Annotated in this window: 8 protein-coding genes; 7 read left to right on the forward strand and 1 reads right to left on the reverse strand. The window is 44.5% G+C overall.

Annotated elements, in window-relative coordinates; all coding sequences use genetic code 11:
• Positions 1-141 precede the first annotated feature (141 nt).
• Genes AB1S55_RS15380 through AB1S55_RS15390 form a run of 3 tightly spaced genes read left to right on the forward strand, consistent with a single transcriptional unit; the run spans position 142 to position 5,526 of the window.
• A complete protein-coding gene (locus AB1S55_RS15380; protein ID WP_370979065.1) occupies positions 142-1,785 on the forward strand; it encodes a ShlB/FhaC/HecB family hemolysin secretion/activation protein in 1,644 nt (547 codons plus the stop codon).
• Entirely contained in the window at positions 1,776-4,976 is a 3,201-nt protein-coding gene (locus AB1S55_RS15385) for a filamentous hemagglutinin N-terminal domain-containing protein (protein ID WP_370979066.1), read from the forward strand. Before AB1S55_RS15380 ends, AB1S55_RS15385 begins: the two co-directional genes overlap by 10 nt.
• A gap of 1 nt (position 4,977) precedes the next feature.
• A complete protein-coding gene (locus AB1S55_RS15390) occupies positions 4,978-5,526 on the forward strand; it encodes a YfiR family protein (protein WP_370979067.1) in 549 nt (182 codons plus the stop codon).
• 59 nt (positions 5,527-5,585) lie between these two features.
• Here AB1S55_RS15390 and AB1S55_RS15395 read toward each other — a convergent pair whose 3' ends face one another.
• Positions 5,586-6,830: a diguanylate cyclase domain-containing protein gene (locus tag AB1S55_RS15395; protein ID WP_370979068.1), complete on the reverse strand. Its 1,245-nt coding sequence runs from the start codon at positions 6,828-6,830 to the stop codon at positions 5,586-5,588.
• Positions 6,831-6,943: 113 nt separating this feature from the next.
• On the opposite strand from AB1S55_RS15395, the gene AB1S55_RS15400 reads away from it, so the two are divergent.
• From AB1S55_RS15400 to AB1S55_RS15415, 4 genes are all read left to right on the forward strand, one after another.
• Positions 6,944-7,744, forward strand: coding sequence for a DUF599 domain-containing protein (locus AB1S55_RS15400; protein ID WP_370979069.1), 801 nt, complete (start codon positions 6,944-6,946; stop codon positions 7,742-7,744).
• Positions 7,745-8,363: 619 nt separating this feature from the next.
• The gene (locus tag AB1S55_RS15405; RefSeq protein ID WP_370981607.1) at positions 8,364-9,704 is read left to right on the forward strand and encodes a CmpA/NrtA family ABC transporter substrate-binding protein; all 1,341 of its coding nucleotides are present in this window, start codon (positions 8,364-8,366) and stop codon (positions 9,702-9,704) included.
• A 109-nt stretch (positions 9,705-9,813) separates the two neighbouring features.
• The gene (locus AB1S55_RS15410) at positions 9,814-10,830 is read left to right on the forward strand and encodes an ABC transporter permease (protein ID WP_370981608.1); all 1,017 of its coding nucleotides are present in this window, start codon (positions 9,814-9,816) and stop codon (positions 10,828-10,830) included.
• A gap of 65 nt (positions 10,831-10,895) precedes the next feature.
• Positions 10,896-12,668, forward strand: coding sequence for an ABC transporter ATP-binding protein (locus AB1S55_RS15415; RefSeq protein WP_370979070.1), 1,773 nt, complete (start codon positions 10,896-10,898; stop codon positions 12,666-12,668).
• Positions 12,669-12,687: the final 19 nt, after the last annotated feature.

Raw genomic sequence — 12,687 nt, forward strand, 5'->3', positions numbered from 1 at the left:
AGGGCTAGAGAGCATCGTTAAATGAGACATGCGAATTAGCTCTTTTGTATGAGACAATAATTCGAAAGTACCATATTGTTGTAAAGAATCGCGAATACTAGCGATATAAAAAATAATGATAAAAACAAGTTGTCCGCTTACGTGAATACTCGCATCTCGCCCTTGGCTGGTCTTGTTGTTTTTTTACTGCTTAGTGTTTTTGCCCTTAGCAGTCGTGTTGCACACGCCACTAATTTAGCTGCCGATGCTACTGCGGCCACCAATAAAGCAGCAACACCTAGCTTTAAGCTCAAACATATTCGCCTAATCGCCGATACTTCAAGCTTCCGTGATAAAAGCCGGCTCCGAGAGCTTCACGCTCAAACCAAGGAGCTAAAGTCAGAGCTGCCTGCCTACGTTACTCATGCAGACCTTCTTGGCGTCACTGACGCACTCACCCAGTACATGCGCGATAAAGGTTATAAGTTTCATTACGCTCGCCTTGGTGCTCAAAAAATTACAGGCGGAGTGGTAAGTATTACCATCAATGCCGTCAGCCTTAGCGATATACAAATTGATAATCAAAGTCCGATTAATACCTCGATCGTTGAAGGCTTTTTTCAAGACTTTGTTGGTCAATCGGTTTATCAGCCCGATATCGATCAACAGCTGCTACAGCTTAAGCAGTCTGAAGAGGTAAAGGCCTTTGCTTATTACAGTCGTGGCCAATACCAAGACAGCGTTCGCCTCAATATAAAACTGGCACCCAGCTCGGAATTTAAAGGCAGCATTAAACTCGATAACTATGGCTCTCCTGAAACGGGCCAAGAACAACTATTGGCTCAAGCCCGCTGGCTAAGTCCAACAGGCAGGCTGGATCGTTTATACGGCGGCCTGATGGCCTCGACAAATAACGATGAGATCAATACCTACGGCTATTTACGCTACATCAGCCCTCTAAGTAGCCCGCAAACGCGAATAGAGTTAAGAGCCAGCAATAACATCTTTGCTGTAGGCAACGAGTTTGCCTCTCTTGAACTAAACGGCGATGCAAAAATATATGGCGCCAGCCTGCATCAAGACTTGTTGCAAACATGGCGCGGCAAACACCAACTAAGTTTAAGTTACGAGCAAAAAGAAACCGACTTTGACTCTGCTATCAATGACCCCAGTTTAGAGCAGGATGAGCAAGCTCAGAATCTAGGCCTTTTATGGCAGTGGCAGCATCAATATGACTGGGCCAATCAGTACATAGCCGCAGGTTATTATAAAGGAGACTACAGTGTCGACGGCTATATCGAAGACGAAGCTTACGATAAAAGCGTGCTTGCTTATTACCTTGGCTGGGCAACAAACTCACTAACTCAAAGCCGTTTATACTCCAGCTTCAAACTCTCTCTACGCGGCCAGTACTCCGCTCAACGCGTCAGTTCCTTTGATCAAATCGCACTAGGGGGAGCTTGGGGCATTCGCGCAGTGCAACCAGGATCATTTGCTGCTGATAGAGGTTTAGTTAGCAGTTTAGAGTGGCACCTGCCCCAACTGATTCAAGGCCGAGATATCAACTACTGGCATCTTAGCCCCTTTCTCTTTACCGATTACGCCTTTGGTGACAAACTAGACCTTGATGGTGAAATAATAGACAGCGCAAGTTTGCTTGGTAGCGGTCTTGGACTCACGGTCAATGCGGGAAGAAATGTCTCCTTAAAACTACAAGGCGGCATCAGCCAGCACACAGAATTGGACTCTGGTAACTTGCTGCAAGAAGCAGGCTTACTTGCCGAACTGGAGTACCGATGGCCATAAACAAACCTAGCACAAACATCGCTCAACACATAAGAGGCCGTAAACGCCTGCTATGCATGCTTATTAGCTTGCTCAGCAGCCCTGGTTTAATGGCCGCGCCTGAAAATGGCCGTGTAATCGCTGGTGAAGCCACCCTTAGCCAGCACGGTAATGAAACGCAAATAAACCAGCACAGCCAGCATGTTCAAATCGATTACGACAGTTTTGATGTTGGCCGAGGGGAACGTGTTCGCTTTAATCAGCCTAACGCCCAATCTGTTGCTCTTAATCGTGTAACAGGCAACAAGGCCTCAAAAATATTTGGCAACATTGATGCCAACGGCCAGGTCTTCTTAATAAACCAAAATGGTGTGCTCTTTGCCCCAGGTGCCAATATTAATGTGGGCTCACTCGGCGTCAGCAGCCTTGGACTGGAACACTTTGATGTTCACTCCGGCCGTATTGAATTAAAGACTCATAACCACGCCGGAGCCATTAACAACCAAGGCCAAATTAACAGCCAAGGTGATTATGCTTACGTCAGCTTTATCGGGCCCGACATCAGTAATAGCGGCAAGATAAGCTCAGACGGCGCACTCAAACTGCTAGCGGATCAAAGCCACGTCGTTCATGTAAATAACCAACTTATAGGCTTACAAAGCAGCCAGCTTAGCGCCAATATACAAAACAGAGGCCAACTGGAAGCGGCAAAAGTCTTACTCAGCGCATCTAACGTAAATAGCCTGACTAACTCAGTGATCAATAACGAAGGAGTTATCCACGCTACGACCCTCAAAGAAGTCGATGGTGAGCTGATGCTCGTCGCTCAAGGCTCCGACGTGTTTAACAGTGGCACCCTGCAAGCTGATGGACAAGGCCAACAGAGCATCCATATCGAGGCAAAGCGCCTAGCGAATACCGGCGACATTCATGCTGACAGTGCGCAAGGAAGTGGCGGTCATATTGATGTAAGCAGCAGTGAAACCTTAGTGCTAACTAAAGATGCTCGTATTACAGCAAATGCACAAGGCAACGGTGATGGTGGCTCTATACGGTTTTTCTCCGACCAAAATACCTTGTTTGAGCATGGTGCGCGTATAGAGGCACGCAGTGGTATTCGCTCAGGTGACGGCGGTTTTGTTGAAGTTTCAGGTCTTGAGCACGTTAGCGCCCTAGGACTTGCCGATGTTCGCAGCTTAAACGCACAGGGCCAAGATGGCCTTTATTATATTGATCCAACCGACATCCTAATTACCGACAGCTTAGGTAGTGGCGGCTCCTTTACAACAGGCGATCCAATTTCATGGAACCCCTCTGGTGCCAGCTCAGTGATTCATGTTGATACGATCAATACCCAGCTTGGTCTTGGCAATGTTGAAATCGATACCGCCAGCGCTTTTGGCGGAAACGGGGACATTACCATCAACGCCCCTATCGATATTAATGGTGCGGGTAATAATAGCCTGACCTTAACAGCAACTCGTGACCTAGTTTTTGCTAATACAGGCTTAGGCGGCTCTATCAGCGATAGCAACAAAAGCTCAACGGAAAGCTCAAACATCAATTTAGTGGCTGGCCGTGATATCACGATGCAAATCGGAACCAATATCGACATAGACCAAAGCCACCTGAATATGCTGGCAAGTAATGGAGATATTACTCTTCCAAATAGCGGTTTTATTAGCGTGGGGGATATCAGTGTTGAAGCGAATAGCATCCGCTCTCAGAGCCAACCTCACGTGCTGTTTGCATCGAGCGTAGCAGGCTCCCGGCTCACTTACAGAGCCAATGCCCCCAGTGGTTCAATGGATATTGACCTCAATAACAATATCCATGAATTGGACTTACAGATCGATGCGACATCGACCCGAGTCATTACACTCAGGCCCGACACCGATTTACGCATTATCGATATTAATGCTGCCCAAACCAACCTTCTAGTCAATAGCGCCCATAGTGTAGGCATCGATGCACTTAGTGCACTTGATACGTTTAGGCTTATCTTACCGACAGGTATTGCCACCCTACCCTCGACGGGTATTAGTGTCAGCTCCGACTTAGTGATCAATTCCGAAGATATCATCGATACAGACACGGGCTTAAATGCACGCGACATCATCCTCGATGCCGACTTTGCCAGTATAAAGTTCGCCAATCCGAGCTCTGACTCAACAGTGAATAGCACATTTAATAGTGCGCGCTTTGAATATGTAGGTAATGGTGATTTAACAATCAAACAAACCGGTGACTTACTTATTATTGATCGTCTTGCCAATACCCAATCTATCAATGTTGCCAATGGCAATCTTAATCTTTTTGTTAATGGAAACTTAACACTGCAAGATTTAATTCTTGCAAGAGATCTCGATGCCGATGGAGTACGCAAAGGCCTTATCGACATTATTGTGACCGATGGCGACATTCATATTGGTGACGCAACAAGCGCACGCCCTACTCGCATTCAAAGTATTAGCCCAGATGCAAATAGCCTTGGCGGCTTGGGTAACTCGCCAAGTAATCAAGTCGCCGTTCGTATCAGTAACCGCCCAAGCAGCTCTAGTGGCTTTGATGTCCATATTGGTAACGGTACCGACCTAGCTCAAGTCCATGCTCTAGGTGGAGACATTCTGCTAGAAAGCGTCGGTGACTTGAACATTCAAAATAATGCCAGTATCGCCGCCTACAACACAGCTGCGGGAAGTACTGGCGGAACGATAGACGACAACTCAACAACGACAGCCGTAGGTAGCTTAACTGCAGAAACTGGACGCCATGTTAGTGCTCAAGAGCAGGTTGCACCGGGCCCAATGCCTACACCAATTCCCTCTCCAGCCTCCTCTGCACTACCGACTGTAACAGCAAGTAGTGAGCCGACAGTAGAGCAGCCTCTTGTCGTCGAGCCCAGTGTTTTTCTGCCGGCAACGCCAACTCAAGAAGAGGAAGAACAAGATAACAGGCGTAATGCTGAAGATATTATTAAAGAGGAACTGGCCTTATCTCCTGAGCACATTTTAGCTACAAATGCCGATACAGTAACTGCCACACCGAAAAAACAAGCCAACGATCTTAGCAGAGCACTTGAGCTTTCGAGTTCTAACTGCCACTCTGAAACAAGCGCACAGTCAAAACCTGAGTGCAAACAACAACAGGCGCTCAAACAGTTTCTAGGCTTGATGTGGATAGGTGGCGACTTACCGGAATTAGACGATTAATATGAACAAGCTATATACATTATTAATGTTCATGTGCTCTCTCAGCCTAGCCCTTAGCACTAACGCACAAAGTACGCAGTCACAAAACGATGCGCAAATAACGGCCTTGTTTTTATATAATTTCGTGAACTTCTCCGAGTGGCCAGACGCAGCCTTTCGAAACGATCAAGCCCCTATTCAAATGTGCCTTTATGGTCACATCCCTTTCCACACTTATTTAGATGCCGTTAACGGCACCTTAATCGGCAAGCGTCGTTTACATATATACCGCACAGAAAAGCTCAGTGAGATAAAAGATGGCTGTCATGTACTGTTTGTCAGTGAAGATAGAAAAGCCGAGTTACCTAACTTCTGGAACAATATTAATTACTACTATGTATTAAGCGTAGGAGAACAAGAAGCGTTCACTGATCAAGGAGGCATTATCAATATCATGCGAACTCGAGATCACCTAAGCTTTGATATTAATGTCAGTAACGCCTTAGAAGCCGGTTTGTTTTTAGAGGCAGACCTGCTTGATCTTGCTCGAAAAGTAAAAACCAATGACTAGAAACAGCGACTAATCTAGTAAGCCCACCAAGCTAGTATATATAAACTCACACACCTACATTATCCCTCTTTAGGAGCTAAACCCGCCATCGTAGAATTATAAATACGGTAGTCGTTTTTACCGGCTTTCTTAGCTTCATATAAGGCAATATCGGCCTGCTTCATCAAGGTATACATGCTGGCATTATCTGGTTCGCCAATAGCCACTCCAATGGTCGCATTGCAGCGATATTCATTGCCACATAAACTCATTGGCTCCGACATCACTTGTAAGACTTTACAGCACAATATATCCAGCTGTTGATCGTCTTTAAGCCCTTCAAGGACAATCACAAACTCATCACCACCAAAACGAGCCAGTGTATCGTCCTTACGAATAATAGTAGACACACGCTTGGCCAACTCTCTCAATAATTGATCTCCGGAATCATGCCCTAAGGAATCATTAACCGCTTTAAAATCATCGAGATCAATAAAACACACAGCATAACGGCTGCGATTACGTCGGCCTCGTGCAATGGCCCTACTTAAACGCTCCTCTAACAAACGACGATTAGGTAGCTTAGTTAAGGGATCGTAATAGGCCATACGTTCTAGCTTTTTCTGATCCTCTTCAAGCAGGTTAACCATGTCATTAAAACTATCAACAAGCTCGCCCAGCTCATCATCACTAAAACGCTCAGCCCTTAAACTCCAATCCCGCCCTTCGGTAATTGCCCTAGCTACCGTATTTAAACGTTCTATAGGGTTCGCAATTAAGCGCTGAAAACGATTCACCAAAATAATCGACACTAAGCATGAAGCCAAGGCAGCTAATACGATGATGTAAGTGAGATCCTGTCTACGCTTATCGAGATCAGCCCTACTCACCACCATAAATAACGCACCAATGGGCACATCTTTTCTGGTAATAGGATAGCTAATACGCATCAGTGTCTTTTCACGCTCAATCTGTAACTCAGACAGCTGTGGTGCGCAGCGATGACCTTGGCCTGTGTGAATTTCTGCCAACACCTTGCCCACCTGACTACTAAACAAACAAGCGTATTGAATTGAACTTGCAGGCAAGAGCCCATCGAGCTCCTCTTGAGCCCGACGCCGGTCTAAAAAAGCGATAGGGGCCGCAGAGCTTTGCGCCATAATTTGCGCCAATAAACGATGATTCTTGAGAAATTGCTCTTCTTGCACGCGCGAATCGTAGTAATTCATCGCAATACTGGTCAGTAAAACCGCCAATGCCATACCTAACACCACAACAAGCATAATCTTGTTGGCAATCGGTAATTTAGAAAACATGGGCTTCATAAGGTGGCTCGGCACTTAGTCGTTATCATTATGAGTGCAGTATAGAGCAGCGACTTAGCCTTGGAAATCACCCCTATGGTCTAAACTCTAAGCATAAAAGCAGAGATATCCCTATGGACCATAACTTACTGCAAGCCTACCAATCGATCACACTTATTGACGCCATCGCTCTAGCTACCTTTATTAGCTGCTGGATAGGTTATTACTACTTTGCTGAAAGCGGCAAACGTGGCCGCAGAGGCCTTGTCGGCATTACCCAAGAGTACCGCCTACAATGGGCCTATATGACCCCCACAAGAGAAATCCCTGTGGCATGCGCCTCCTTAGCCTCAAACCTAATGAGCAGTGTTTCATTTTATGCATCAACCACTATTTACATCATTGCCGGTTTATTTGCACTTATAGGCACAGTCGACAAGTTACAGGTATTCACCAGTGATCTGCCCTTTGCCCCTGAGGGCTCTCGCAGCCTGCTCGAGCTCAAACTGATGCTCTTGGTTATTATCTTTGTTGTTGCCTATTTCAAATTCACATGGGCATTACGGCAATTCAACTTCCTCACCATATTAATTGGTGGCACCCCCAGTGAAAAATACATGCAAAGCCCAGAGCACTGGCAAAAAGTTGCAAAACGCATGGCTCGGATCAATTCTCAAGCAGGCAACGAATTTAATCGTGGCATACGTGCCTATTATTACGGTATTGCCGCCCTTGCTTGGTTTGTAAATCCTTGGCTATTTTTGTTTTCCACCTTGTGGATTACTTGGGTGCTCTACAACCGCGACTTTAATAGCAGTAGTGTTCGTTTATTACGCGATGACTATCCCCCAAATCTCTTTGACCCAAGCCAATATATGGCAAATACAAACACCGATAACAACAGTCAAAAGACAAGTGACGACAGCGGCTCTTAAGACCCCTTCAATCAAGTTGTAAATGTTGGCTACAACCTTAGCTTTCAGCTTTAGTGTCAAGCAATAAGCTCCATGAACTTAAGCCCCAAAGGTGTTGAAATAATCAAGTTTCTTAGCTGCTTTCCTTTTTGGTGCAAAACCACAAAACACAAATATTTTCACCTCACTACGCTATGAGTTAGCGCAATAAAGTCGCCATGCAACTTAACAAAGCAAGAAATCTGCACCATAAGGAAATAGCACACTGCCCTTTCGCACCAACTATGAACAACAAACAACAAGCCCTCAAATAAGGCCTGTTCATTTTTTAAACCAAGACAAGTAAACAACATGCCTCTTTGCTTCGCATTGAAGCAAAAAATCACCAGTACAGTGCACATTAAAAAACGATAAGTGAGATAAAAAGACAGCCTCCCCAGACAAAAGACTGACCATAAGCCATTGATTTAAAAAGAAAATAAAAATAAAACGCACAGATTTTATTTTTTTGGCAAGGCTTTTGCGATAAGTCTAATACAAGAAAAATTTTCATTTTTATTTTTACTTTTGAGGAATCAAAATGCGCTTTGGGAAGTTTTCAATAAAAAAATTAACTGCAGCAGGGCTGACCACCCTGTCAATGTTTAGCATGTCAAGCAGTAGCATTGCTGAAGAGCTAGACGTTGAAAAAGACGAACTAACCTTTGGCTTTATTAAGCTAACCGATATGGCCCCTCTCGCCGTAGCGTATGAACAAGGCTATTTTGAGGACGAAGGTTTATTTGTAAAACTAGAAGCACAAGCAAACTGGAAAGTTCTTCTTGATGGCGTGATTGATGGCAACTTAGATGGCGCTCACATGCTCGCTGGCCAGCCATTAGGCGCAACCATTGGCTATGGTACAAAAGCTCATATCGTTACAGCATTTTCAATGGATTTAAACGGTAACGCCATTACCGTATCCAACGATATTTGGAAGCAAATGAAACCAAATATCCCTCACGATAAAGACGGCAAACCTGTTCACCCTATCTCTGCAGATGCTTTAAAACCTGTCGTCGAGTCTTATAAAGAAAAGGGCAAGCCATTTAACATGGGTATGGTATTCCCCGTGTCGACTCACAACTATGAGCTGCGTTATTGGCTAGCTGCAGGTGGTATTGAGCCTGGCTACTACGGCCCCGGTGCTGCAGGTCAAGTAGGCCAAATTAACGGCGACACCTTATTATCAGTAACGCCTCCTCCACAAATGCCAGCTACCATGGAAGCCGGCACTATTTATGGCTACTGTGTGGGCGAACCGTGGAACCAGCAAGCCGTATTTAAAGGTATTGGTGTACCGGTTGTAACCGATTATGAAATCTGGAAAAACAACCCAGAAAAAGTGTTTGGCGTATCTAAAGAGTGGGCAGAAGAAAACCCTAATACTCACCTTGCTGTCGTTAAAGCACTTATCCGCGCTGCAAAATGGTTGGATGAGAAAGACAATGCTAACCGCCCTGCCGCTGTAAAAATCTTATCTCAGCCTAATTACGTTGGCGCCGATTACGAAGTTATTGCCAATTCAATGACCGGTACTTTTGAATACGAAAAAGGCGACAAGCGTGAAGTTCCAGACTTTAACGTTTTCTACCGTCACTATGCGACTTACCCATTCTACAGTGATGCAATTTGGTACTTAACCCAAATGCGCCGCTGGGGCCAAATTGCAGACGACAAGCCTGATAGCTGGTATGAAAAAGTAGCTAAGAGCGTATACAAGCCTGAAATTTATATGCAAGCAGCTGAACTACTGATTAAAGAAGGCCATGTAGACAAGAAAGACTTCCCATTTGGTAGTGATGGTTACAGAGGCCCACAAAAGCACTTTATCGACAACATCGTTTATGACGGTAAAGAGCCAAATGCCTACCTTGCTAAATTCGACATTGGTTTAAAAGAAGGTCAAAAAGTGAGCTCAACAGGTATCACTAAAAAGTAACACTCATAATCAACATCAACGTGGGCTCGCAAGAGCCCACATCCTTACACAACAAACTAGACGTAACCAATCAGAATTAATTCTGCGACTTTAATAGGCAATATTCATGATTAATAAGTTCATTAACTTTCTTCAGATCACAGGGCTAACTTGGTTTATCCCTCTTGCTCGAATGGCAAATGGAGAGAATCCCAAAGAACAATTTAAACAATTATGGCTCGTCATGGGCATACCTGTTATTGCTTTTGCTTTTTTCTTATTTTTATGGGGTGCTGGTGCCAGCCAAGTAAAAACAAGCCTAGGGGCTATTCCTGGCCCTTCTCAAGTCGCCGAACAAGCTGCTGCTTTATGGCAAGATCATAAAGATCAACGAGCCAAAGCAGATAAATTTTATGAACGCCAAGAAAAACGCAACGAAAAATACGAAGCACAAGGAAAAACCGATAAAATTAAATGGCGCGAGTACACAGGCTCACCTACTTATATAGATCAAATATGGACCAGTATTAAAACCGTATTTATGGGCTTCTTTATTGCTACGATTATTGCTGTTCCCCTTGGTATTTTCTGTGGTCTAAGCCCAACTGTTAACTCAGCGTTCACTCCAATTATTCAAATATTTAAGCCAGTCAGTCCACTTGCATGGCTGCCTATTGTCACTATGGTGGTATCAGCAACATATGTAACCAATGAAGATCAAGCTTGGTTCAGTAAGAGCTTTTTAAACTCAGCGATTACCGTAACGCTCTGTTCTTTATGGCCCACACTTATTAACACCGCACTGGGTGTTGCATCCATCGATAAAGACTTAATGAATGTCGGTAAAGTATTGCAACTAGGCTGGTTCACTAAGGTAACTAAATTAGTATTACCTTCATCGCTTCCCCTTATTTTTACAGGTTTGCGCCTCTCTCTAGGTGTTGGCTGGATGGTACTTATCGCTGCAGAAATGCTTGCTCAGAATCCAGGTCTTGGTAAGTTTGTTTGGGATGAGTTCCAAAACGGTAGCTCACAATCACTAGCTAAAATCATGGTTGCTGTACTCACCATCGGTATTATTGGCTTCTTACTTGATCGAATCATGTACACCCTACAAGGCTTATTTACTTTTAGCGACAAGCGTTAAGCCCAACTAATTAGCAGCGGCGCCGATAACGGCGCCCAAACTAAATGATTTATTGTGAGTAAAAAATGACTTTCTGCCAGTTAAAAAATGTAAGTAAGAGCTACGGCACAGGTAACAACGTAACCGAAGTACTGCATGATATTAATCTCGATATTAAAGAGGGTGAATTTGTTGCCATTGTAGGTTTCTCTGGCTCGGGTAAAACAACCCTTGTAAGCACCATTGCAGGCTTAATCCAAGCCGACCAAGGTGAAGTAATCTTTAAAGACAAACCTGTAACAGGGGCTAGCTCAGAGCGAGGCCTTGTTTTTCAAAACTATTCATTGATGCCCTGGCTCACTGTATTTGGCAACATTGCCCTTGCAGTCGACCAAGTATTCCCCTCTTGGTCAAAATCCAAGCGTAAAGAACACGTTCTAAAATACGTAAATATGGTTGGCTTAAGCCATGCGGTTGATAGACGCCCCGCTGAACTAAGTGGCGGTATGCGCCAACGAGTATCCGTTGCACGAGCTTTAGCCACCCAACCAGATATGCTCTTATTAGACGAGCCCCTATCAGCACTGGATGCATTAACCCGCTCAAAATTACAAGACGAGATTGAGATAATTAGTCAGATTGAGAAAAAAACAATTTTGCTGATTACCAATGATGTAGATGAAGCTATTTTACTTGCTGACCGAGTTATTCCTTTAAATCCAGGCCCTAAAGCTAGCCTTGGCCCAGAGTTTGTTATTGATATCGACCGCCCTCGCGATCGTACCGCAATGAATAACGACGAGACATTTAAGAAGTTAAGAAAAGATATTACCGAGTACTTACTTAAAGTAGGAATGGAAGCAGCCAGCGACGATGACAATGTGAAGCTGCCTGACATACAACCGAATACAGCATCAGAGTTCCCGAATAAAGTAGCAGAAAATGCAGCAAAAGCTCGCTCTATCGCACTGGATCGTTATGTCGAGTTCTCCAATGTACACAAAGTTTATCCAACACCTAAAGGACCACTAACCGTTGTTGAAGGTTTTGACCTTAAAATGCGAAAAGGTGAGTTTATTTCATTAATTGGTCACAGTGGCTGCGGAAAGTCGACTGTTTTAAGTATGGTTGCCGGCCTAAATGAGATAAGTGATGGCGGCATTATCCTTGACGGTAAAGAAGTGAGTGGCGCAGGCCCAGACCGAGGCGTAGTATTCCAGGCCCCTTCTCTTTTCCCTTGGCTTAGCGCTCGTCAAAATGTCGAGCTCGGTGTTGAGCGAGTTTATCCACATGGATCAAAAAAAGAGCGAAAAGAGATCGTCGAATATTATCTGTCTCGTGTAGGCTTGGCCGATTCGATGGATAAAAAGGCCGCTGAACTCAGTAATGGCATGAAACAGCGTGTAGGTATTGCTCGCGCTTTTGCCCTCTCCCCCAAATTACTGCTGCTTGACGAACCTTTTGGTATGCTTGACTCATTAACTCGCTGGGAGTTACAAGAAGTTTTAATGGACGTTTGGAAACGTACACAAGTGTCTGCCGTTTGTGTAACCCATGACGTGGATGAAGCAATCTTGCTTGCAGACCGTGTTGTCATGATGACCAATGGCCCCAATGCTAAAGTCGGAAAGGTATTAGAAGTTAATTTACCGCGACCTAGAACACGCAAACAACTATTAGAGCACCCTGATTACTATAAATTACGAGAAGAAGTGCTAAGCTTCCTCGAAGAATATGAACACGGGCCCGCAAAAGCAAAAAAGAGCGAAGCCCCAAAAGAAACAACAAAGAATTCCAACACGGAAGAAACGGCTCAAAGTAACACGGAAGAAAAAGAGCAAATAGCTGAACCAGCTTAATAATTTAACAAAGTTTGAT

The organism is Agaribacterium sp. ZY112 (assembly GCF_041346925.1).
In the GTDB taxonomy this organism is placed as follows: domain Bacteria; phylum Pseudomonadota; class Gammaproteobacteria; order Pseudomonadales; family Cellvibrionaceae; genus Agaribacterium.